Source organism: Longimicrobium sp. (assembly GCF_048594345.1).
Lineage (GTDB): Bacteria > Gemmatimonadota > Gemmatimonadetes > Longimicrobiales > Longimicrobiaceae > Longimicrobium.
Window position 1 is genome coordinate 48,670 of sequence record NZ_JBMDXM010000013.1, and the last position, 21,550, is coordinate 70,219.

Genomic DNA, 21,550 nt, shown 5'->3' on the forward strand with positions numbered 1-21,550 from the left:
AAACCACGCGCACCACAACCTGTGGGCTGAGGAAGATCGGTGGCTCGTCAGCCCTCCCCCAGCGCCTGCAGCAGCGCGCGCACGGCCTTGCCGCGATGGCTGAGGGCGTTCTTGCGATCCGGCGGCAGCTCGCCGAATGTCTGCCCCTCGGTCTCCAGGTAGAAGAGCGGATCGTAGCCGAAGCCGCCGGTGCCGCGGGGCTCGCGCAGGATGGCGCCGCCGCAGGTACCGGTGCGCACCAGCTCGCGTCCGTCCGGCCACGCGGCCGCCGCGGCGCAGACGTAGCGCGCGGTGCGGCGCTCATCGGGGACGTCCGCCAGAAGCGCGAGCAGGTAGCGGTTGTTGGCCGCGTCCTGCCGCTCGCCGCGCGCCTCGTCCACGGGGGCAAAGCGGCGGGAGCGGACGCCGGGCGCGCCACCGAGCGCGTCGACGCACAGGCCGGAATCGTCCGCCAGCGCCAGCTCGCCCGTCTTTGCGGCGAAGTAGCGCGCCTTCGCCAGCGCGTTCTCCTCGAACGTCTCGTACGCCTCGATGTCGTCTTCCGCCGGCGACTCGGGGATGGCCAGGTCAGCCAGGCCCACGACCTCGTATCCACCGACACCGGCCAGCATCTCATGGATCTCCCGCACCTTGCCCGCGTTGCGGGTGGCGACCACCAGCCGCGTCATCCGCCCACGGCGGCGCGCTGCCGGGCATTCAGCTCGCGGATGGCGCCGGCGCTCAAGCCCACCAGCGCCGTCAGCTGCTCCGGCGTAAAATCACCGTGCTCCCCGGTGCCCTGCACCTCGATCAAGCCCCCGCCCTCGCGCGCGACCACGTTCAGGTCCACCTCGGCGCGCTTGTCCTCGGCGTAGTCAAGGTCCAGCACCACCTGCCCGTCCACGATGCCGCCGCTGATCGCCCCCACGAACTGGCGAAAGGGCGAGGCGGAAAGCCCCGCGCGCTGCTGCAGCCAGGCGCAGGCATCGTACAGCGCCACCGCGCCGCCGGTGATGGAGGCGGTGCGGGTGCCGCCGTCCGCCTGCAGCACGTCGCAGTCGATGGTGATCTGCCACTCGCCCATGGCGGCAAAGTCCACGCAGGCGCGCAGCGACCGGCCGATCAGGCGCTGGATTTCCTGCGTGCGCCCGCCCACCTCCTTGCGCTCGCGCTTGTTGCGGGTGTCCGTCGCGCGCGGCAGCATGCCGTACTCCGCCGTCACCCACCCCTGGCCGCGCCCCTTGCGCCAGGACGGCACCCCCTGCTCCACCGACGCCGTGCACAGCACCTTCGTCCGCCCGGCGGTGATCAGGCACGAACCCTCGGCGTACAGGCCTACGCCGCGCTCCAGCGTCACCGGGCGCAGCTCGCCGGGCGCGCGGCCGTCGGCGCGGACCGTCTCCATCGACCCCTCAGCCATCCTCCCCTCCCCTCCTCGCTCGTTCCAGAATGGACGTGGTCGATCGCCCCGGCGTGAGCGGGATGATCTCCACGCGCCCGCCGGCCGCCATCACCTCCCGGGCGCCGGCCACGGTGTCCACGGTGTAATCCCCGCCCTTCACCAGCACGTCCGGCAGCAGCGCGGCAATCAGGTCGCGCGGCGTGTCTTCGTCGAACAGCGTTACGCCGTCCACGCAGGCCAGGCCGGCCAGCACGTAGGCGCGGTCCGCCTCGCCGTTCACCGGCCGGTCGCTCCCCTTTCCCAGCCGCCGCGTGGACGCGTCGGTGTTGACCGCGACCACCAGCGCGTCACCCAGGGCGCGGGCGGCGCAGAGATACTCCACGTGTCCGCGGTGCAGCAGGTCGAACACGCCGTTGGTGAAGACGACGCGCCCGCACCGCGCCCCGCCAAAGCGGTGCAGCACCTGGTCCCGCGACAGGATTTTGTCCGAGGGATGGACGGGCGGCTTCACGGCGCGGCGGGCTGGGGCGAGAGCGAGGCGCGGATGGAGGCCAGGATCTCCCCCGCCCCCCTGGCCATCAGCGCGTCCGCCGCGCGCCGGCCCACGTCCTCTGCCTCGTGCATCGAACCCACCTCCTGCACGCGCAGGATGCGGCGGCCGTCCAGCGCCGCCACCAGCCCGTGCAGCGCGATCACCCCGTCCGCGTCCACCGTGGCCAGCGCGCCGATCGGCACCTGGCAGCCGCCCTCCAGCGCCCGCAGCAGGGCGCGCTCCGCCACGGTGCAGGCGGCGGCGTGCGGATCGTGCAGCGGATGCAGGCGGTCGATGACGTCGGGCCGGTCGGCGCGCGCGACCACGGCCAGCGCGCCCTGGCCCACCGCCGGAAGCCACGCCGGCGCGTCCAGGTACTGTCCGATCCGCTCCGCCCAGCCCAGGCGCAGCACGCCGGCCGCGGCGAGGATGATGGCGTCGTACGCGCCGGCATCCAGCTTGGCCAGCCGGGTGTTCAGGTTGCCGCGCAGGTCGGTGATGTCCAGGTCCGGCCGCAGCGCCTGCAGCTGCGCGCGGCGGCGCAGCGAGCTGGTGCCCACTTTCGCGCCGGACTTGAGGTAGTACAGCCCGCCGCGTCCCCCGGGCGGGAGGATCACCACGTCGCGCGGGTCCTCGCGCGACGTGACGGCGGCGAGGGTAAGCCCGTCCGGCAGGCGCGTGGGGACGTCCTTGAGCGAGTGGACGGCCAGGTCCGCCGCGCCGGAGAGCAGCGCGGCGTCCAGCTCCTTGGTGAACAGCCCCTTGTCGCCGATCTTGGCCAGGGGGACGTCCTGGATGTTGTCGCCCGTGGTCTTGATGACGTCGATCTCCACCTGCAGCGCGGGATCGGCGGCCGTCAGGGCGGCCTGCACGGTGCGCGACTGCCAGAGCGCCAGCTCGCTGCCGCGCGAGGCGATGCGCAGCGTATCCATCCTCACCACTGCGACTGCGCTCCCTCCACGATCTTCTGCACCACCAGCTCCAGCGCCTTCTTGCGCCCGTCGTCCACGTCCTCGCGCCCCGGCTCAAAGTTGCCGATGGCGGTAAGGCCGCTCCCCCGCCACAGCACCTTGTCGTTGCGCACGTCAAAGATCTCGGCGTCGAAGCTCACCTGCACGCGCGCCTCCAGCCGCTGAATGCGCCCCGTGGCGTCAGGCTGGGGGTCGAAGTTGGTGGTCTGCTCCTCCGCGGAGCGGATGGTGCCGCGGACCACGGCGTCCGCCGTCTGCTCCGCGGACAGGCGCACGCCCAGGCTTCCCGGCAGCCGGTCCTGCATTTCGCGCAGCAGGTCGGAGGTCAGGTTCTGGTACGGCGTTTCGTTCTCGAACGGCTGGATGTACACGCGGTCCACGTGGCTGGGAAGGCCCCCGCCGGTGAAGCTGTACATGCACCCCGCCAGCATCGACAGCGCCAGCAGGGCGCCGGCCAGGCTACGTGCCCGCCGGGCGCCAGGTATCTTCAGGAAACTGCAGGACATCGGTGGATGACTCGATGGTCAGGTTGAGCGAGCGATAGGCGGCCCAGTCGCGGTACTGCGCGCGGGACAGCCCCTGGTCGTTGTACGTCAGGTCGATGGACTCCGCCACGGCGCTCCCGCGGCGGCGGCGCACGGACTGCAGCCGGCCGCCCTCCGCGCGGTACTCGATGACGTCGTCCCCCGCCTGGTAGCGCAGCGTGGTCACGGCGCCGCGGTTGGACGCCTCCAGCAGGCGCGCGCCCGCCGGCGGCTCGATCACGCCCACGGCGCCCCACAGCAGCGCGGGGGACGGAAGCTGAAAGCGCCCCATCAGCCCCGGGGGCACGCGCGGCTCGCCGTCCACCAGCGCGGCCGCCAGGTACGTTTCGCCCCGCGGGCCAAACAGGTCCAGCCGCGAGCGCCGCGGCGCCTCGTAGCGCGCCACGCCGCGGCCCTGAAAGCGCGCGCCCGCCTCGTCCAGCTCCCAGCCAAAGTTCACCTGCCGCGGCGCGTCGGGCACGGTGGCGCGCCGCGCGTCGGCCGCGAGGGTCTGCATGTCCTGCGCGGAGGGCGCGGGCTGTCCCGGCTGCGCGGTGGAGCCCGGCTCCGGCGCGGGCCCGGTGGCCGGCGCCGGGGGCGGCGTGCAGGCCGCCAGCGCGCCGGCGATGATCAGCGTCGCAAAAAACTTCAACGGACCTCCCGAATGCGGATGATGCGGTCGCCCGGCAGAATGGTGTCCGCCACCTCCATCCCCCGCACCACGTGGCCGAACACCGTGTAGGTGCCGTCCAGGTGCGGCTGGGGGGAATGGGTGACGAACCACTGGCTCCCCCCCGTGTCCGGGCCGGAGAGCGCCATCCCCAGGCTGCCCCGCAGGTACAGGTGGCGATTGATCTCGTCGCGGATGGCATACCCCGGACCGCCGGAAGTGTCCCCCCGCGGATCGCCGCCCTGGATGACGAAGTTGGGCACCACCCGCGGCCACTCCTGCCCGTCGAAGAATCCGCTCCGCGCCAGCGACAGGAAGCTGCGGACCGTCAGCGGTGCGTCGTCGGCGAACAATTCCAGCTCCATCTCGCCGCGATTGGTTTCGATCACCACGCGCGGACGAGGCCGCGCGCGCGACGCGGCGGCGATGCGCGCGTAGTCCCGCATCGTCAGCTCCGCCTCGATCGGCAGCGGCTCGCCCCACGGATTGGGGATGGAGTCGCCGAACAGCGCGTCGACCCGCTGGCGCACCAGGTAGTCGCCGGAGCGGGGGAAGCGCGCGGCGAACGTCCGGGCCGCGGCGGGATCCTTCTTCGCGATCGCGTCCACGGCGCCGATGGCGGCCAGCGCGGCGTCGTTCAGCGAGTCCGCCTGGGCGCGCTCGTACGCGTCCAGGATCACGGGAAGCGTGACGGGATCCGCCAGCGTGACCAGCCCGCCCAGCGCGTTGGTGCGCGCGATCACGTCCCGGTGCGCCAGGCCGGCCAGCAGCAGCTCGCGGATCGTGCCGATGGCGGAGTCGCCCGCGACGGTGACGGCCTCCTCGAGGGCGGCGGACGCCACGCGCCCGTCCGGATCGCGGAGCACGGCCGTGAGATCCCCCAGCGGAAGGGGTCGTGCGTGCGCGACCGCCCGCGCCGCGGAGGCGCGCAGGCGCCATTCCGGGTCGCGCGCGAGGGGAGCCGCGGCGGCGACGGCGGCCGCGGGGTCGATGATCGTCAGCGTGGCGAGCGCGGTCTGGCGGACGAAGACGGGGCGGCGCGCATCCGCCACCATCTCCCGCAGCAGCGGCACGGCGGGCGCCGCATCCGTCCCCATCCGCTGCATCCCCTCCAGCGCGGCGATCACCAGGTACGGATCGTCCTGCGTGGGAATGTTGTCCATGAACATCCGCACGGACCGCTCGCCCGGGTAGGTGCCCAGGGTGCGCAGGGCGTTGATGCGGACGATCTGCGTGGGGTCGCCCGTCGCCAGGAAGGTGAGAAAGTCCTGCGCGTGCTGCTTCTCCACGCCGGCCGAGTCCACCATGGGCCCGGTGATCGCGCGGACCGCGAACGAGCGGACGAGCGGATCCGGATCGGCGATGACGGTGAAGAGGGCGGCGGCGGTCGCGGGCTCCGGGCGGCGGGCGAGCGCATACGCGGCGCGCCAGCGGATCCCCGGGTCCGCGTGGCGCAGCCAGGGCTCGATGACGCTCACCGGCACCGGCCGCCCCTGCCGCCAGATGGAAAGCAGCGCCGCCGCGGTGACGAGGTTGTTGCCGATCCCCTCGTCATCCAGCGTACGCAGCAGGTCCTCCAGCGCCGCGCGCGCCTGCGGATGGCGGATCTTCCCTAGCGCGTACGCCACTTCGGTCCCCACCGTCGGCGCCGTGGCGGCGCGGGCGGGGTCGGCGTAGGGGACCAGCAGCGGCACCGCGGTGGTGTCGGCGATCTGGCCCAGGGCAAAGGCGGCGGCGGCGGCCACGGAGGTGTCCGCGTGCGCCAGCGCCGGCCCCAGCAGGGCGACGCCCTCGGCGCGGCGCAGGTTCGCCAGCACGAACGCGGCGCGGCGCGCGATGGCCGGATTGCGGTGCGCCAGGGCCGCGCGCAGGTACGGCTCGTCCAGCTCGCGGCGGTCCGCCAGCCGCAGCAGTCCCGCGTGCGACACGCTGCCCACGGGCGACGGGGACGACGACGGGGCGGCGGGGGCGCAGGCGGCAAGAAGGAGCGCGGCGGCGGCCAGGCGGACTGCGTTCATCGTCATGCCGGTTGCGGGGATGCGGCGCGAAAGGCGGCCAGCACGTCGGCGGGCAGCTTTTGCGGCCGGCCGGAGCGGTCGATGGGCGTAAGCCCGGTGCGCGCGGTCACCAGGCGCGTGGTGGATCCGTCCGCCTCCACCCGCTCGATCAGGTACGAAAAGCCAACGGCGCGCGAACGCACGTCATCCACCGTGGTCGTTACGCGCACCAGGTCGTCGTAGCGGGCGGAGGCGTGGTAGCGCAGCGCGACCTCCGTCACCGCCAGCAGCACGCCGTCCTTTTCCACCTCCGCGTACGATTTGTACAGGCGGCGGATAAGGTCCGTGCGGCCGATCTCGCACCAGGCCAGGTAGTTGGCGTGGTGGATGATGCCCATCTGGTCCGTTTCCGCGTAGCGCGTGCGGAACTCGACGGTGGACGAGGGGCTCGGTAGCGCGTCGGACGGCATCGGGTGCGAAGGTACGAAAGTACGAGGGTACGAAAGTACGGGAACCGGGGACGATTCTACCCGGCGGCGCGGGGGGAGTCAAACGGGTGCGGCAGGCCCGGGGTCGCCCGCGTGCATCCGCGGCGAATCCCGGGGTGATGCGGATGATGACGCGCGGGCGGCGGGTGAATCCTTCCGGCGACGAATTGGGCCGCGGGTGAGCGGCCGCGCGGCGGGCATCGTTGGAAAACGGATCGAGTGCGCGCTTGTTTCAGCCACGGGCGCCGGGTAGCTTCCCCGCCCCATGGACACCAAGCCCGTCTACGTTGTATCCGACATTCACCTGGGCGCCGTTCCGGAAGCGACGGAGCGCGCGTTTCGCCGTTTCCTGGACCACGTGGCCGGGGAGGCGTCGTTCCTGTTGATCAACGGCGACCTGTTCGACTTCTGGTTCGAGTACCGCCACGTGATCCTGGCCGAGCACTACCGCGTGCTGGCCAAACTGCGCGACGTGGTAGAGGCGGGGGTGCCCATCGCCTTCGTGGGCGGCAACCACGACGCGTGGGCGGGGCCGTTCCTGCGCGACACCATCGGCATCCAGCTGCTGGACGGGCCCGTGGAGATGACGCTGGGCGGGCGCCGCACCCTGGTGGCGCACGGCGACGGCGTGGGGCGCGGCGACCTGAAGTATCGCGCGCTCAAGAAGATGATCCGCAACCCGGTGACCGTGGGCGCGTTCCGCACGCTGCACCCGGACCTGGGCCGGCGCATCGCGCTGATGGCCAGCACCACCGAGCACAAGGCGGATACGGGCGACGTGGCGGCGCGCGGGCGGGCGGCGTTCATCCAGGCGTGGGCGCTGGAGCAGATGCGTGCCGATCCCGGCATCGACCTGATCTTCACCGGCCACGCCCACCTGGCGTCGGTGACGGAGGTGGAGCCCGGCCGGTTCTACGTGAACTCCGGCGACTGGCTGAGCACCTTCGATTACGTGGTGCTCCCGGTCGGCGGCGGCGCGCCGGAGCTGCGGCGGTGGGAGGGGTGAAGGTGATGGGGTGAACGGGTGAAGGGGTGATGCCCAAGTCCCACACTGGGGAGCGCACCGGCACGGCACCATGGGCGTCACGGCCCGGCAAGGGCGGCTAAAGCCGCGGCTGGAAAGGCCATAAGCCCCGTCTCGGCTCGCTTGCGCTCGCCAAACGGGGCTTCACCTGCTCCGGTAGGCGGGGGCCTGCGCGCCTGGATGATTTTCGCCCGCCGACAATCGGCGGAAACGAACCCGCGGGTCGTCGTGACAACAATCCCCTCTCCCACGCAGTTTGTGGGAGAGGGGAAGGCGAGGAACGAGCCGGGGTGAGGCCTACCGGATCTTCGGCGCGGGGAGCTGGCGGCCGCCCTGGTGCAGGATCAGGCGCGTGGCGGCGCCGAACGCGTCCGTCTCGAACACCACCGTGGCGTTGGCCTCGCGCACAAAGAAGCGCGTGTCGCTCTCCGGCACCAGCGCCGTCTCCGGCTGGTTGGTGGGCGTCGCCCGCAGCACGTCGCCGTCCAGGCGCACCGTGACCTCGAAGCCGGGCGCCAGCTCGTACACGCCCACGTAGCGCCGCAGGGTCTCCACCGGCACCGTGACCGTCGCGCTCGCGGCGGCCAGCACCGCCTCCGCCGACTCGGCGGTGCGCGGGGCCATCTCCTCCGGCCCGATCCGCCCCCGTACCACCATCCCCGTAATCTTTCCGTCTCCGCCGCGCACGAAGCGCGCGCGGGTGCCGGAGGCGAACACGAACTCGTCGCGCCCGGTGGGCGTCATCTCCTGGCGCGGGTTGCGGCCGCGCTGGCCGTAGATCTTTCCGCCATCGATGATGATCAGCCGGTTCTCCGTCTCGCTGATCCGGTACACGCCCGCGTACTCCCGCAGCGCATCAACGGTGACGGCAAAGGGAGCGGGTGCCGCGGGTGCGCCCAGGACGCGGGTGGCGATCTGCCGCGAGATGTCGTCGGGGTTGCGCTCGCCCTCACGCTCGCGGTTGCTCAGCACGATCACGTGCAGGCGCTCCGACGGAATCCACAGGCCGTTGCTGGAAAAGCCGTTGATGTCGCCGCCGTGCTCGATGCTGGGCCGGCCCGCCGCCTCGCCCACGAACCAGCCGTAGCCGTATCCCGCGTTAAGCCCGCCGCTCAGCCGGTACGGGCTAAAGGCGCGGTGCCACGTCTCCGGCTTCAGCATCCGCCCCTCGGCCACGGCGCGCTGCCACACCAGCTGGTCATCCACCGTGCTGATGAGCGAGCCGGCCGCGTACGGCTGCGTCATGCTCAGGTAGTTGGCCGCGCGGATCCCCTCCGGCGTGCGGTCGTAGCCCGACACGCGGCCGGGGACGATGGCGTTGGCCGTTTCGTAGTAGCTGTTGCGCATCCCCAGCGGCTCAAAGATGCGCGTGCGGATGAAGTCGGCGTACGACATCCCCGACACCTTTTCGATGATGCCGCCCAGCAGCGCGTACCCCGAGTTGTTGTAGTTCCACCGCTCGCCCGGCGCGAACTCCATCGGCTGGTCACGGAACAGGGCGATCAGCTCGTCCGTCGTCAGGTCGCGGCGCATCCCGGCCACGTACGTCGGCATCCCCGTGTAGCTCTGGATGCCGGAGGTGTGCGTGAGCAGGTGCTCCACGGTGATGCGGCGCCCGTGCGTGGGGTAGTCCGGAAAAAAGCGGGTGACCTCGTCGTCCAGCGACACCTTGCCCTCGTCGACCAGCATCAGCACGGCGACGGCGGTGAACTGCTTGGTGATGGAGCCCAGGCGGAACACGTGCTCCGGCCGCAGCGGCACGCCCAGCTCCACGCTGGCGGAGCCGTACGCCTTGCGCATGAGCACCTGCCCGTCGCGCGCGACCAGGATGGCGGCGCCGGGCTCCGCCGCGGGGTACAGCGCGGCCAGCATGGAATCGATCCCCGCCAGCGCGGGATCGACGACGATGGCGCGCGCCTGGGCCACGGCGGGCGCGGGGGCCTGGGCGTGGACGGCGGGCGCGGCGACGGGCAGCAGAAACGCTGGCAGTACGGCAAGCCGGCGCAGCGTGGAAGAACGGATCATCGGTCGATGGTAGTGCGGGTGTCGGGGGCGCGGGGGGTGCGCCAGCCGGCGTACGGCGGGCTCGCGGGCCGGGTTTCACCATTGGGGAACGAGAGAAGATTGCACGCGGAGGCGGCAGAGGTAAAGAGCGAGGCGCGGAGAACGACGATCGCTCTCCGCGCCTCCGTCCGTTTCCCCCACGTACTCCGTGTGATGTTCTCAGCGGTCGCGGTGCTTGCGGTGCTCGTCGGGGCCGTGGGTGCGGTGCCACTCCATCTCCTCCCCGCTCACGGGGCGGATGAGGATGTCGGACGCCAGCCAGATGGCGTGCCCGAACGGGTAGAACAGGAACGGCGCGATCATGGCCAGCCCAAGGCTTACCCAGGTGAGCACGTTCCACGGCACGTCCGGCCACAGGGCGATGGTCGCGCCCACCACGGCCAGCACCACCAGGAACTCCGCCAGCACCAGGTTGAACATCATGGCGCCCAGAAAGAAGTCTTCCTCGCCGCGCTCGGTACGCAGGCCGCAGACGGGGCAGTTGCGCTTCATCTTCATCCACGAGCCCTTGATGTGCCCTTCGCCGCAGTGCGGGCAGCGCAGGCGCAGCGCGCGCAGGTACAGCGTGGTCCCCCGCCCGACCGACGCTTCCGCGGGATCCTTGTGAGCCGGCATGGTGGCGACGTGTGCGTTCATTCTTCCGTCCGCATCCAGGGGCTCTCGCCCGTGTTATCCCTTTGTGCGGAGGTAAGATGGAGAATAGCACCCCGCCGCGTAGTCGGGGAATGCCTGACGTGGGATAAGCCGATGGGAGGGGTGAGTGGGGCGAGGATGGCGGTGAGGATGGCGGTGAGGGATGAGCGGATAAATCCGCTGCTGGGAAAGCGATAAGCCCCGTCTCGGCTCGTTACACTCGCCGGACGGGGCTTCACCTGCTCGGGTCAGCAAAGGCCTGCGCGGCCGGTTGGTTGGAGTGTGTCGAAAGCGCCGACCCGCGGAAAGGCGCCGAAGGTATTTGCGACGTTTATCCCCTCTCCCGCTTGCGGGAGAGGGTGCGAGCCCAAGCGAGCGGGTGAGGGCCCCGGGTGAGGGTCCTTCACACCTCCAGCCGCTCCACGTCCTGGACGGCGCCCCAGAGGCGGTGGACGATCGTCGTCACCTCGGCGGGGTCGCCGGTGGTGAGTATGCGCATGGTGCCGAGGCCGCCCTCCGCGAGCGCGCCGCACTCTTCCAGGATCTGCCGGGTGCGCCGGGCGATGGCCTCGCCGCTGTCCAGCAGCTGCACCTCCGGCCCCAGCGCGTCGCGGATGGCGTCGCGGACAAAGACGTAGTGCGTGCAGCCTAGCACCACCGTGTCCACACCGGCCTCGCGCAGCGGCGCCGCATACGCCTCCATCCGCCGCGCCAGCTCCGGCCCCGCCAGCAGCCCGTCCTCCACCAGGTCCGCCAGGCCGGGGCACGGATCGCGGACCACCTGCACGCCGTCCGCGTAGTTGTCCACCAGCCGCTGAAAGCGGGCGGAGCGCAGGGTGCCGCTGGTCGCCATCACCCCCACACGGCCGTTGCGCGTCTGGCGGACGGCGGGCTTGAGCGCCGGCTCCAGGCCGATGACGGGGATGGTGAGCGTCTCGCGCAGCGCCTCCAGCGCCGCGCCGGACGCCGTGTTGCAGGCCACGACCAGCACCTTGGCGCCCTGCGCCTGAATCCACTCGCCGATGGCCAGCGTCCGTGCGCGCACCTCTTGGTCGCCGCGGTCGCCATACGGGACGTACGCGGTGTCGGCCACGTACAGCAGGTGCTCGGCGGGGAGGGCGCGGCGGATCTCGCGGGCCACGCTAAGCCCGCCCACGCCGCTGTCGAACACGCCTACGGGTGCCGTCACGGGCCTACGGGCACGGTGGCGCGCAGCTCGGTGCCGCCGCCGGGGCGCGGCACCGCGTTCACGTGCACGTCAAAGTCCTGCAGGTGCGCGGCGACAAACGCATCCGCGCCGGAAAAAAAGAGCCAGAAGATGGACAGCGTGATCCAGTCCTCCCGCTGGTTCTCGCGGTCGCGGACCAGCGGAAGCTTGGTCGTGGGGCCGATCTCCCCCGTCTCACGGGCGATGGTTTCCAGCCGCCGGGCCTCGCCCAGCTTCTGGTTGGTCTTCAGGACCATCCACAGGCTCCCCGCCTCGAGCATGAAGTACACGCCGCCGCGTCCCGGGGCGCCCAGCTCGGACTGCCCCCACCCCGGCAGCACCAGCGAGCGCAGGAACGCGCTGCGCGGCGAAATGGGGAGCAGGCTGTCGGGGACGCTGGGCATCAGCGTATCGCCGCGCACCTCGAACGGGCGCGGAGTGCTGTCGTTCTGCGCGGCGGCTGTGCGCGGCGCCAGGCACACGACCGCCAGCGCGAGCGCGAGAAGAATGCGGTTCATCCGCGAGGGCATCAGAAAAGCCGGACGGTTCGGCATGGGGTTCGATGATGGATTCGCTGCGTTCGCCGGGTTCGGTGCAAGGCACGGTCCCGCGCGGCGGGAAGGAACGTAGCGGGGAAGTACGAGAGTACGAAAGTACGGAGTACGGTACGAGGGTACGAGGGAGAGCGCACGCCCTCATACTCTCGTACCCTCGTACCCTCGTACCCTCGTACCCTCGTACCCTCGTACCCTCGTACCCTCGTACCCTCGTACCCCCGTACCCTCGTACTCCGTACTTCGTACCCCTACCGCACCGCCCTCGCCGCCCGGCAGACGGCGTCCAGCCCGCGCGCGTAGTGGCTGTCCGGCTGGCGCACCGCCGTCCACGGCTGATTCTGCGGCCGGTTGCTGGCCTGCCGGCTGCCGTCCAGGAACGTTGTCCGGCTGATCAGGCGTGTACGGCGGCCGGCGCAGTCGAAATCCATCTCGTACTCCACCGCGTCCAGCGGATCCTGCGCGACGCCCTCCACCGAAGGCGTAACCGGCTGAAAATATTCGATGCGGACACGGCCCCGCATGGCCCCCGCCGCGCGCGGGACGCGAACGGTAGTGTCGACCGCGATCCGGACGAACGGCGTAAGGCTCACGGTGGTGAACCCGGCCGGCAGCGGCGGGCGCGAGGCGCGGCGGTCCATCTCGTCGTACCAGCCCGGGCCGCGCCACGCCACCTGCACCCGCCGCTCCCCCGCCGCGCGCGAAATCTCCACGCGCACCGACGAGAGCCCCGCCTCCCACACCCGCGCCGGCGGCTGCCCTTCTGCGCCCATCTCGTCCGGGGCGCCCAGCTCCGCCTGCAGCGAATCCGCCAGCACGTTGAAGCGCTCCTGCACAGAATTGCCGCGCGCCGGATCGATCAGCGTGAACCCCACCAGCCGCCCCTCCCGCACCTCCGCGCGAAGCCGCGCGCCATCCGCCCGGTTGAACTCGTGGTCCCCCTGGTCCACCTCCGAGCTGAAGGTGAACCCCAGCGCCTCCACCGGCGTCCGCACGCCCGCCACCGGCATGTGCCAGGCGATGCCGTGATAGGCCATCTTCTGCGCCGCCGCAGCCTGCACGCCCGCGCAGAGGCAGAACGGCACGATCAGCAATCGGATCGGGAGGATCATGGCTGGAATCCTGAGGAAATCGCGAAGGAGGTGAGTCCCGACAACGAATAATACGGCCTGTTTCGCGCTACAAGCCATCCATCACCGCGGTTCTCCCCTCTCCGTGAGGAACGAACGGGGAGGGGCCGGGGGCGGGGCCGGGGAAGGGGCACTCCGTCCGGCGCCAGTTCGATGTACTTCGAAGCTCACCCGCTGCGACAGGCCCTCTCCCCCGACGGGCCTTTTGCTCGTTCCTCGCAACGGCCGTCGACCCCTCCCCCAACTTCGGGGGAGGGGTGGTGTGGGCGGCGAGTGCGGTGCGCTCCGGAGGCGGTCGAAGCGGGATCGACTTCTCCCCTCTCCGTGAGGAACGAACGGGGAGGGGCCGGGGGAGGGGGCACACCGCCCGGTTCGGAACGTGCGGACCTGCGTGGGAGGCGCCGTGTACCAGCGGCCCACCTGAAAAACCGGATGACGAGCGAGATGCCTGCTTTGCGACGATGGACGGCGGCGCTGGCCCTGGCCGCGCTGGCCGGGTGCGCCGGCGCGCCCCGGACGGATCCCACCCCGGCGCCCGCGGTGGCGACGGAGGGGCGGCTGGTGCTGATGGGGACCACCGACCTTCACGGCTGGGTGCTCCCCTACGACTACTACACCGGCCAGCGCACCGACAACGGCCTGGCCGCGCTGGTGCCGCTGATCGACAGTGTGCGCGCCGCCCATCCCCAGCGCACGGTGCTGGTAGAATCGGGCGACCTGCTGCAGGGGAACGCGATGGACTTTGTGCATCGCGAGCTGCTGGCGCGCGAGCAGCATCCCCTGGTGCACGCCATGAACCTGGTGGGATACGACGCCGCCGCCATCGGCAACCACGAGTTCAACTACGGCATCCAGCACCTGGAGCAGGCCGCCGCCGGCGCCAACTTTCCCTTCCTCAGCGCCAACATCTTCGACGCGGGGACGACGGACCACGCGTACCCGGCGTACACGCTGGTAGAGCGGACGGTGGGCGGGCGAAAGGTGCGCATCGGAATCACCTCCGTCACGCCGCCGGGGGTCCTGATCTGGGACCGCGACAACGTGCAGGGACGCCTGGACTTTCGCGAGATCGTCAGCAGCGTGCGCCCCGTCGTGGCCGAGATGCGCGCGCGAGGGGCCGACATCGTGATGGTCGCCGCGCACAGCGGGCTTGAAGGGAGCAGCTACGACACCGCGGCCACGGGCGTACCCACGGAAAACGCGTCGTCGGCCATGGCGCGCGAGATCCCGGGGATCGATGTGATCTTCATGGGGCACACGCACCGCGAGGTGGTGGACACCACCATCAACGGCGTCCTGGTGCAGCAGGCCAAGAACTGGGGCACCTCGCTGGCCGTGGCGGAGCTGGACCTGCGCTTCGACGGCAGCCGCTGGGCGATCGCGTCCAAACGCGGGCGCATCCTGCGGCCGGCGCCGGGAAGCACGTCGCCGCGGCTGGAGGCGGAGCTGGCCCAGGCGCATGAGCGGACCAGGGCGTACGTGGCGCAGGTGATCGGCACTAGCGAGGCGGAGTGGACGTCCGCGCTGTCCCGGACGCGCGACACGCCGATCCTGGACCTGATCAACGACGTGCAGACGCGGGTGACGGGCGCCGAGCTGTCCGCCGCCTCCGCGTTCTCGCTGACGTCGCGCATCCCCCGGGGGCCGGTGACGGTGGCCGACGTGGCGGGGCTGTACGTGTACGACAACACCCTCAAGGCCATCCGCATCAGCGGCGCGCAACTGCGCGCGTACCTGGAAAAGAGCGCGGAGTACTACCTTCCCTGCCCCGGCTCCGCCTGCGGAACGCTGACGAATCCCGCCGTCCCCGGCTACAACTACGACGTGGTGAGCGGGGTGGACTACACGCTGGACCTCACGCGACCGGTAGGCCAGCGGCTCACCCGCCTGGAGCGCAACGGCCGCGCGGTAACGCCGGCGGACAGCTTTACCATCGCCATCAACAACTACCGGGCAAGCGGCAGCGGCGGATTTTCCATGCTGCTGGGCGCGCCGGTGGTGTACGACCGAGGCGAGGGGATCCGCGACCTGCTGATCGAGGAGATCCGCCGCCGCGGCACCCTGCGCCCCGCCGACGTGTTTCGCCAGAACTGGGAGATCGTCCCCGCCGCGCTCGCCGAGCGCGCGGCGGTGGAGCAGCGCCCCACCACCGCCCCCGGCGGCGAGGCCCACGGCGGCAGCACGCAGCAGCGCCCGCGTAACCCGTAGCGATCCGCGCGACCCGCCGCGCCCCCTCCGGGCGCGCACCACGCGCCCACCTCCCCCGTAACTGCCGGGGGAGGTGGGTGTTGGGCCGGGTCTGGAGTGATTTGGGGCAGAATGGAGCGAGAGGGTGGGCCGCCCCCCTCCCCGGCCCTCCCCCGCAAACTGCGCGGGGGAGGGAGGTGTGACGCACCTTCTTGTAGCGGGATCGAAGTTCTCCCCTCTCCGCGAGGCACGAGCGGGGAGGGGCACCCCCGCGGACGCAGCCCATCCGTGCGCCGCGTCCCGACCTGGTCCGCGGCGGCCATGCATCCGCCCGTCCGCCGCGCGCGGCCGGTTGCACCCGGCGGAACCGAACGGTGCTCCGTGCGTATGGGCCTGAACCAAGGCACATCCACCCCGTGACCCCGGGCCGGTGAAGAACACGCTCCGCACCCTGTTCGCCGCTCTCGCCTGCGCGCTGGCATTGGCCTGCGTGGGCAGCGGCGCGGGCGCGGCGCGGGATGCGGGTCTGCGCGCGGCCATGGAGCAGCGGCAGCACCGGACCGAAAAGGCGGCGCATCCCATGCCCGCCGCCGCGTGGGTGCTGCTGCGGGGCGGCGGGCTTCTGCTGGACCGGCCGTCGCGCGGCACCGGCACGCCGCCCCGCGTCGCCGCCGGCACGGACCCGTCGCACGACACCTCCTTCGCGGCACGGTCGGCCGTCCGCCGGGCCATCGGCGCACGGGACTGCGGCATGCGCTCGCTGGGCATGGCCCGGCGCCTGGCCGCTGCCCGCGACGGCACCCTTTCTTCGTACTCCAACGGCGTTCCTCCCCCCGCCTCCGCGTAAATCGCGCACGCCGGCCTCTCCGCCGGCATTTCCAACGCACGCACGGCAATCGGAACCGGACCCCCGCGTAGGATCGGGTGTTCCGGCGCTCGCCTGCCCGTGCATTTACGCACACCGTTTCAAACGGGGAGGATTTCCCATGCTCGTACACATGATCGCGCTGGCCCAGGGTGGCCCGCGCCTGGACGGCGACGCGGTGAGCGTCGCGATGGGCGTTCTGGTGATCGGCGCCGTGGCGCTGGTGTTCTGGGCCAGCCGGCCCTCGGTGATGGCCCGCTACTCGGCCGCCTCGCGGCCGGAGGCGGAAACGCCCGCCCCACCCGCGGATCCGGACAACCCCGCGTGAGCCGCGTGCCCGTCCCGGCCACCCGCCGGGACGGGCACGCGCGCGTCCTATCCCCTTTCACGCGCAAGGTGTCCGGCACATGGACCACATGGTTTTCGAAGTGGGGCTGGCGCTCGCCCTGGTGGCGGGCGCGGCGCTGCTGAGCTGGAAGCTGAAGTTCTCCACCGCCCCGTTCCTGATCGTGGCGGGGATGCTGGTGGGGCCCCACACGCCCCACTTTGGCATGCTGGACCTGCGGTTTGTGGAAAGCGCGCCCATCATCGAGTTCATGGGGCGGCTGGGCGTGCTGTTTCTGCTGTTCTACCTGGGACTGGAGTTCTCGGTGGGGCGGCTGGTGCGCTCGGGGCGCTCCATCGCGGTGGGCGGCAGCATCTACATCGGCATCAACTTCACCCTGGGGCTGCTGTACCCCGCCCTGCTGGGCTGGCCGCTCAAGGAAACGCTGGTGGCCGCGGGGATCACCACCATCTCGTCCAGCGCCATCGTGGCCAAGGTGCTGGTGGACCTGCGCCGCACGGCCAACCCCGAGACGGAGATGATCCTGGGGATCATCATGTTCGAGGACGTGTTCCTGGCCGTGTACCTGTCGGTGGTGAGCGGCCTGGTGCTGAGCGAATCCACCACCGTGGGCGGCGTGCTGCTTTCCGCGGCGGTGGCGCTGGCGTTCATGCTGGGCGTGCTGGGCGTGGGCCGCCTGGCGGTGCCGTGGCTGAACCGCGCGCTGCGCATCAACAGCGGCGAGGTGCTGCTGCTGGTGGTGAGCGCGGCGCTGCTGCTGGTGGCGGGCGCGGGCGAAACCCTGCACGTGGCCGAGGCCATCGGCGCGCTGCTGCTGGGGCTGGTGCTGGCCGAAACGGAGCACCAGGCGCGCATCGAGCACCTGATCGTGCCCTTCCGCGACTTCTTTGGCGCGCTGTTCTTTTTCGGCTTCGGGCTGAGCATCGACCCGTTCGCGCTGGGCGGCGCCGTGTGGATCACCCTGGGGGCGGTGGCGCTCACGCTCGTCGGAAACTTCGCGGCGGGGATGCTGGCCGGACGCTCGGCCGGGCTGTCGCCGGCGGGCTCGGCCAACGTGGGGCTCACCGTGGTGTCGCGCGGAGAGTTCAGCATCGTGGTGGCCAGCCTGGCCGCGGCGGGGGGATTGATGCAGGTGCTGCAGCCCTTCGCCGCGCTGTACGTGCTCATACTGGCCATCCTGGGCCCCGTGCTCACCCGCCAGTCGCACTCCATCTCGCGCGCCCTGTTCCGCCTGGCCGGCGCCGTTCGCGGCGCGCCGGCGGGCGGTCCGCCGGCGCGCTGAACCCGATCGCATTCCGAATCCTGGAAACGAAAGGCATATCCATGCAGGTCAAGGAGCACGACCTTCCCGGCGTGGGAAAGAAGTTCGCCCTGACGACCAACGAGGGGGAGCGGATGACGATCGTCATCCACAACACGGGCCACCGCGAGATCTACCTCTTCCGCGACCGCGAGGACTTTCCCTCCAGCGCGGTGCGGCTGGAGGACGCGGAGGCGCGGATGCTGGGCGCCATCCTGGGCGGCGCCTACTTTCAGCCCGCCGTGGCGGAGTCGATGGAGATGGTGCTGGGGCAGCTGTCGGTGGAGTGGGTGCGCCTGGATGCGGGGTCGCCGCTGGCCGGGCGCACCATCCAGGCGTCCGCCATCCGCGAGCGCACCGGCGCCAGCGTGATCGCCATCCTGCGCGGCGGCCGGCCCTTTCCCAACCCCGGCCCCGGCGACGTGATGCAGGCGGGCGATACGCTGCTGGTGGTGGGCGACCGGCAGCAGGTGCAGCGCTTCCGCGCGGAGCTGGACAAGGGCGGCAGGGAATAAGGGAATAGGGAATAGGGAATAGGCTGGATTCGGTGAGCTTCGGACGGGAGGGCGCGGGATGGTGGGCGCCCCCCTCCCCTGCCCTCCCCCGCAAACTGCGCGGGGGAGGGAGGTGCGACGCACCTTTTGGAAACGGGATCGACTTCTCCCCTCTCCGTGAGGAACGAACGGGGAGGGGCCGGGGGAGGGGCACCGCGCGGACGCAGCTCGATGCCTTTTCCTCCATCATCCCCCGCCCCACCGGGCCCCGGCCGAACCTCTGCACCCGTTTTTGCGTACCATCTCCACAGCCGGTCCCATCCCCGACAGTATCGACCACGAGGCGCCTTGATCCCCCTGAACGACGAGAACCCCACGGAGCTCACGCCGTGGATGACCGTGCTGCTGATCGCGACGAACTTCTTTCTCTGGTTCTACGTCCAGGGGGCGGGGGCTGACTTTCAGCAGCTGGAGGCGTCGGTGGTGGTGTTCGGCGCGCAGCCGTGCGAGATCACGGGGGCGTGCCGCGTTACCGACCTGGGGTGGAGCGCCCTGCTCACGTCGATGTTCATGCACGGCGGATGGGGGCACATCCTGGGCAACATGCTGTTCCTGTGGACCTTCGGGAACAACATCGAAGACTCCATGGGCCACGTTCGCTTCCTGGTCTTTTACCTGGTCTGCGGGCTGGCCGCGACGTTCGCGCACATCGGGTTCTCGCCGGCCAGCGAGCTGCCCATGGTGGGGGCCAGCGGCGCCATCAGCGGCATCATGGGCGCGTACATCCTTCTGTATCCCCATGCGAAGGTGCGCACTTTCTTTCCCCCGATCTTCTTTCCCCGCATCCGCGCGGTGTACTTTCTCCTGCTCTGGTTCGTGCTGCAGCTGTGGCAGGCGTTCGAGACGCCGGGAATGGGCGAAGAAGGCGGCGTGGCCGTGTGGGCGCACATCGGCGGTTTTGTGGCCGGACTGCTGCTGATCAAGGTGTTCGACCGGCCCCGGCTGGTGGCCGCCAAGCGCGCGGGCGTGCAGCTGCCCAGGGACGAGGCGGCGCGGCTGCAGTGGTAGGGGCCGAAACGCGTCGCGCGGGTGGGGTTCACTTTCGCGCTCCCGCACTTTCGCACTTTCGCACTCGCCGGTAGAATACCGGCATTCCGTACACGCCGTGCTGCCGGGCGGGGGCTGATCACCCGCCCGCGGATCATCCTTCCCTTCCCGCTCCGCACCGGGCGACCTCCGATGGCACCTGCCCCCAAAAAGAAGAACCGGCTCAGGTGGATGCTTCCCCTGTGGCTGGTGACCGCGCTGCTGCTGGGCGCGGGGATGTACGCCAGCGCGCAGCAGCCGGAGACCACCGCGCCGCAGCCGGCCGCCGGCGCGCCGCAGGCCGCCAACCCGGCCGAGCCGGCGCCCCCGGGCACCAGCGCCGCGCAGCCGGGCGACGCCGCCGCGCCGATCGCATCGCCCGAAGCGGCGGAGCGGGCGCTGCAGAACCCGCAAAGCGGCATCGCGGCGGATTCGCAGCCCGCCAACGCCGGTGAGGTGGCGGCCCAGGCCCGGCAGGAGACGCGCGGCACGCCGATCCAGAAGGCCATCAGCCTGCTGGGGCTGATCGTCTTCATCGGGATCGCGTGGGCGCTCAGCGTACACAAGCGCGCGGTGGACTGGAAGCTGGTGGCGTGGGGAGTGGCGCTGCAGTTCATCTTCGCCGTCCTCATCCTGATGACGCCGTGGGGCAAGGCGTTCTTCGACGGAGCCAACAACGTCTTCAACGCGCTCATCGGCTATACGGTGGAGGGCGCCAAGTTCATCTTCGGGAACCTGGTGTTCAACAACATCCCCACCGGCCCCGGCGCCACCGGCTTTCCGCCGATGGAGCCGATCGGCCAGACGACGGGGTGGGCAGCGGCGGGCGGCTTCTTCGCGTTCAACGTGCTGCCGACGATCATCTTCTTCTCGTCGCTCATGACGCTTCTGTACTACCTGGGCGTCATGCAGGCGGTGGTGAAGGGCTTTGCCTGGGTGATGATGCGGACGATGAAGATCAGCGGCGCGGAGAGCCTTTCCACCGCCGGCAACATTTTCCTGGGGCAGACGGAGGCGCCGCTGCTGGTAAAGCCGTTCATCGGCACCATGACGAAGAGCGAGCTGCACTGCGTGATGGTGGGCGGGTTCGGCACGGTGGCGGGCGGGGTGCTGGCGGCGTACGTGGGCTTTCTGGTGGCCTACTTCCCGGACATCGCCGGCCACCTGATCAGCGCCTCGGTAATGTCGGCGCCGGCGTGCATCGCCATCAGCAAGATCATGTACCCCGAGACGGAGGAGCCCGTCACCCGGGGAAGCGTAAAGATCAAGATGGAAAAGGTGGACGCCAACGTGATCGACGCGGCGGCGCGCGGCGCCAGCGAGGGGCTTAGCCTGGCGCTGAACGTGGGCGCCATGCTGATCGCGTTCATCGCGCTGGTGGCCCTGCTGAACGGCATCCTGAGCGGCACGGCCGGCCTTTTCGGGCTGGAGCTGACGATCCAGAAGATCCTGGGATGGGTGTGCGCCCCGTTTGCCTGGCTGATGGGCGTACCGGCGCAGGACGCGCTGGCGGTGGGCACGCTGCTGGGCGAAAAGACGGCGCTGAACGAGTTCGTGGCGTACGCGCACCTGGGCAGCATGCTGCAGGAGGGCGCCGGGCTGGATCCCCGCTCGGTGGTGCTTGCCACCTACGCGCTGTGCGGCTTCGCCAACTTCAGCTCCATCGCCATCCAGATCGGCGGCATCGGCGGCATGGCCCCCGAGCGCCGCGCGGACCTGAGCCGCCTGGGCCTGCGCGCCATGATCGCCGGCACGCTGGCGAACTTCATGACGGCGTGCGTGGTGGGGATTCTGATCTGATCGTGTCGGGGTGTGAGGGTGTGAGGGTGTGAGGGTGTGGGTGTGAGGGTGTGAGGGTGTGAGGGTGTGCCCGGCGTCCGTATGTGGATGCCGGGCACTCACGTTTCTTCCGGTTTCGCAACGGATTGGGCCTCACACGGAGTCAACGGAGTTAACGGAGTTTTCTCGTGCCGTTTCCTCCACGAGCGTGTGGAATCCATGGAAAGAATGGTCTCACGCAGAGTTACCAGAGTCAGCAGAGTTTGCTCGTGCCGCTTCCTCCGCTCTCGCGCTCTGAAGCCGGGTTCCCAAGTGTCG

The 21,550-nt window shown here is 70.8% G+C and carries 21 protein-coding genes; 8 read left to right on the forward strand and 13 right to left on the reverse strand.

Annotation, left to right across the window (positions count from 1 at the left end; genetic code table 11):
* Window positions 1-47: 47 nt before the first annotated feature.
* Genes rdgB through ACOJUJ_RS01055 form a run of 8 tightly spaced genes read right to left on the reverse strand, consistent with a single transcriptional unit; the run spans window position 48 to window position 6,545 of the window.
* Window positions 48-668 (reverse strand): RdgB/HAM1 family non-canonical purine NTP pyrophosphatase, encoded by a 621-nt coding sequence (rdgB, locus tag ACOJUJ_RS01020; RefSeq protein ID WP_420124974.1) that lies wholly within the window; start codon window positions 666-668, stop codon window positions 48-50.
* A complete protein-coding gene (gene rph, locus ACOJUJ_RS01025; RefSeq protein ID WP_420124975.1) occupies window positions 665-1,399 on the reverse strand; it encodes a ribonuclease PH in 735 nt (244 codons plus the stop codon). The genes rdgB and rph overlap by 4 nt, the downstream gene beginning before the upstream one ends.
* Window positions 1,392-1,892, reverse strand: a complete 501-nt coding sequence (rfaE2, locus tag ACOJUJ_RS01030) for a D-glycero-beta-D-manno-heptose 1-phosphate adenylyltransferase (protein WP_420124976.1) — start codon at window positions 1,890-1,892, stop codon at window positions 1,392-1,394. Before rfaE2 ends, rph begins: the two co-directional genes overlap by 8 nt.
* Window positions 1,889-2,851, reverse strand: a complete 963-nt coding sequence (hemC, locus tag ACOJUJ_RS01035; protein WP_420124977.1) for a hydroxymethylbilane synthase — start codon at window positions 2,849-2,851, stop codon at window positions 1,889-1,891. Before hemC ends, rfaE2 begins: the two co-directional genes overlap by 4 nt.
* Complete coding sequence (lptE, locus tag ACOJUJ_RS01040) at window positions 2,848-3,390, reverse strand: LPS assembly lipoprotein LptE (RefSeq protein ID WP_420124978.1); 543 nt, start codon at window positions 3,388-3,390, stop codon at window positions 2,848-2,850. Before lptE ends, hemC begins: the two co-directional genes overlap by 4 nt.
* On the reverse strand, window positions 3,344-4,060 hold the full coding sequence (locus ACOJUJ_RS01045) for a hypothetical protein (RefSeq protein ID WP_420124979.1): 717 nt from the start codon (window positions 4,058-4,060) through the stop codon (window positions 3,344-3,346). Before ACOJUJ_RS01045 ends, lptE begins: the two co-directional genes overlap by 47 nt.
* The gene (locus ACOJUJ_RS01050; RefSeq protein WP_420124980.1) at window positions 4,057-6,096 is read right to left on the reverse strand and encodes a peptidylprolyl isomerase; all 2,040 of its coding nucleotides are present in this window, start codon (window positions 6,094-6,096) and stop codon (window positions 4,057-4,059) included. Before ACOJUJ_RS01050 ends, ACOJUJ_RS01045 begins: the two co-directional genes overlap by 4 nt.
* 2 nt (window positions 6,097-6,098) lie before the next feature.
* Complete coding sequence (locus ACOJUJ_RS01055; RefSeq protein WP_420124981.1) at window positions 6,099-6,545, reverse strand: acyl-CoA thioesterase; 447 nt, start codon at window positions 6,543-6,545, stop codon at window positions 6,099-6,101.
* Between the two features lie 283 nt (window positions 6,546-6,828).
* Between ACOJUJ_RS01055 and ACOJUJ_RS01060 the strand changes: the two genes are divergently transcribed.
* Window positions 6,829-7,569 (forward strand): UDP-2,3-diacylglucosamine diphosphatase, encoded by a 741-nt coding sequence (locus ACOJUJ_RS01060; RefSeq protein WP_420124982.1) that lies wholly within the window; start codon window positions 6,829-6,831, stop codon window positions 7,567-7,569.
* 315 nt (window positions 7,570-7,884) lie between these two features.
* Here ACOJUJ_RS01060 and ACOJUJ_RS01065 read toward each other — a convergent pair whose 3' ends face one another.
* The 5 genes from ACOJUJ_RS01065 to ACOJUJ_RS01085 form a co-directional block, all read right to left on the reverse strand.
* Window positions 7,885-9,612 (reverse strand): serine hydrolase, encoded by a 1,728-nt coding sequence (locus tag ACOJUJ_RS01065; protein ID WP_420124983.1) that lies wholly within the window; start codon window positions 9,610-9,612, stop codon window positions 7,885-7,887.
* Window positions 9,613-9,810: 198 nt separating this feature from the next.
* Window positions 9,811-10,287: a DUF983 domain-containing protein gene (locus ACOJUJ_RS01070; protein WP_420124984.1), complete on the reverse strand. Its 477-nt coding sequence runs from the start codon at window positions 10,285-10,287 to the stop codon at window positions 9,811-9,813.
* Between the two features lie 400 nt (window positions 10,288-10,687).
* Complete coding sequence (gene murI, locus ACOJUJ_RS01075) at window positions 10,688-11,473, reverse strand: glutamate racemase (protein WP_420124985.1); 786 nt, start codon at window positions 11,471-11,473, stop codon at window positions 10,688-10,690.
* Complete coding sequence (locus tag ACOJUJ_RS01080; protein WP_420124986.1) at window positions 11,470-12,009, reverse strand: hypothetical protein; 540 nt, start codon at window positions 12,007-12,009, stop codon at window positions 11,470-11,472. Before ACOJUJ_RS01080 ends, murI begins: the two co-directional genes overlap by 4 nt.
* 287 nt (window positions 12,010-12,296) lie before the next feature.
* Window positions 12,297-13,157: a hypothetical protein gene (locus tag ACOJUJ_RS01085; protein ID WP_420124987.1), complete on the reverse strand. Its 861-nt coding sequence runs from the start codon at window positions 13,155-13,157 to the stop codon at window positions 12,297-12,299.
* Between the two features lie 462 nt (window positions 13,158-13,619).
* On the opposite strand from ACOJUJ_RS01085, the gene ACOJUJ_RS01090 reads away from it, so the two are divergent.
* The 7 genes from ACOJUJ_RS01090 (at window position 13,620) to ACOJUJ_RS01120 (ending at window position 21,253) form a co-directional block, all read left to right on the forward strand.
* Window positions 13,620-15,383, forward strand: coding sequence for a bifunctional metallophosphatase/5'-nucleotidase (locus ACOJUJ_RS01090; protein ID WP_420124988.1), 1,764 nt, complete (start codon window positions 13,620-13,622; stop codon window positions 15,381-15,383).
* Window positions 15,384-15,792: 409 nt separating this feature from the next.
* The gene (locus tag ACOJUJ_RS01095; protein ID WP_420124989.1) at window positions 15,793-16,209 is read left to right on the forward strand and encodes a hypothetical protein; all 417 of its coding nucleotides are present in this window, start codon (window positions 15,793-15,795) and stop codon (window positions 16,207-16,209) included.
* A gap of 139 nt (window positions 16,210-16,348) precedes the next feature.
* On the forward strand, window positions 16,349-16,555 hold the full coding sequence (locus tag ACOJUJ_RS01100) for a hypothetical protein (RefSeq protein ID WP_420124990.1): 207 nt from the start codon (window positions 16,349-16,351) through the stop codon (window positions 16,553-16,555).
* A gap of 79 nt (window positions 16,556-16,634) precedes the next feature.
* Window positions 16,635-17,855, forward strand: a complete 1,221-nt coding sequence (locus tag ACOJUJ_RS01105) for a cation:proton antiporter (RefSeq protein ID WP_420124991.1) — start codon at window positions 16,635-16,637, stop codon at window positions 17,853-17,855.
* 41 nt (window positions 17,856-17,896) lie between these two features.
* Entirely contained in the window at window positions 17,897-18,388 is a 492-nt protein-coding gene (locus tag ACOJUJ_RS01110) for a cation:proton antiporter regulatory subunit (protein WP_420124992.1), read from the forward strand.
* Between the two features lie 327 nt (window positions 18,389-18,715).
* Window positions 18,716-19,435: a rhomboid family intramembrane serine protease gene (locus tag ACOJUJ_RS01115; RefSeq protein ID WP_420124993.1), complete on the forward strand. Its 720-nt coding sequence runs from the start codon at window positions 18,716-18,718 to the stop codon at window positions 19,433-19,435.
* Window positions 19,436-19,948: 513 nt separating this feature from the next.
* Window positions 19,949-21,253: a NupC/NupG family nucleoside CNT transporter gene (locus ACOJUJ_RS01120; RefSeq protein WP_420124999.1), complete on the forward strand. Its 1,305-nt coding sequence runs from the start codon at window positions 19,949-19,951 to the stop codon at window positions 21,251-21,253.
* The last annotated feature ends 297 nt before the right edge of the window (window positions 21,254-21,550 follow it).

What these genes read in the sequence shown, in the direction of transcription:
- ACOJUJ_RS01060 (WP_420124982.1), top strand. Translation starts at nt 6,829, where the DNA reads ATGGACACCAAGCCCGTCTACGTTGTATCCGACATTCACCTGGGCGCC.
- ACOJUJ_RS01080 (WP_420124986.1), bottom strand. Translation starts at nt 12,009, where the DNA reads ATGAACCGCATTCTTCTCGCGCTCGCGCTGGCGGTCGTGTGCCTGGCG.
- lptE (WP_420124978.1), bottom strand. Translation starts at nt 3,390, where the DNA reads ATGTCCTGCAGTTTCCTGAAGATACCTGGCGCCCGGCGGGCACGTAGC.
- ACOJUJ_RS01090 (WP_420124988.1), top strand. Translation starts at nt 13,620, where the DNA reads ATGCCTGCTTTGCGACGATGGACGGCGGCGCTGGCCCTGGCCGCGCTG.
- ACOJUJ_RS01050 (WP_420124980.1), bottom strand. Translation starts at nt 6,096, where the DNA reads ATGAACGCAGTCCGCCTGGCCGCCGCCGCGCTCCTTCTTGCCGCCTGC.
- ACOJUJ_RS01070 (WP_420124984.1), bottom strand. Translation starts at nt 10,287, where the DNA reads ATGAACGCACACGTCGCCACCATGCCGGCTCACAAGGATCCCGCGGAA.
- rdgB (WP_420124974.1), bottom strand. Translation starts at nt 668, where the DNA reads ATGACGCGGCTGGTGGTCGCCACCCGCAACGCGGGCAAGGTGCGGGAG.
- ACOJUJ_RS01085 (WP_420124987.1), bottom strand. Translation starts at nt 13,157, where the DNA reads ATGATCCTCCCGATCCGATTGCTGATCGTGCCGTTCTGCCTCTGCGCG.
- ACOJUJ_RS01055 (WP_420124981.1), bottom strand. Translation starts at nt 6,545, where the DNA reads ATGCCGTCCGACGCGCTACCGAGCCCCTCGTCCACCGTCGAGTTCCGC.
- ACOJUJ_RS01100 (WP_420124990.1), top strand. Translation starts at nt 16,349, where the DNA reads ATGCTCGTACACATGATCGCGCTGGCCCAGGGTGGCCCGCGCCTGGAC.
- ACOJUJ_RS01110 (WP_420124992.1), top strand. Translation starts at nt 17,897, where the DNA reads ATGCAGGTCAAGGAGCACGACCTTCCCGGCGTGGGAAAGAAGTTCGCC.
- ACOJUJ_RS01105 (WP_420124991.1), top strand. Translation starts at nt 16,635, where the DNA reads ATGGACCACATGGTTTTCGAAGTGGGGCTGGCGCTCGCCCTGGTGGCG.
- rph (WP_420124975.1), bottom strand. Translation starts at nt 1,399, where the DNA reads ATGGCTGAGGGGTCGATGGAGACGGTCCGCGCCGACGGCCGCGCGCCC.
- ACOJUJ_RS01065 (WP_420124983.1), bottom strand. Translation starts at nt 9,612, where the DNA reads ATGATCCGTTCTTCCACGCTGCGCCGGCTTGCCGTACTGCCAGCGTTT.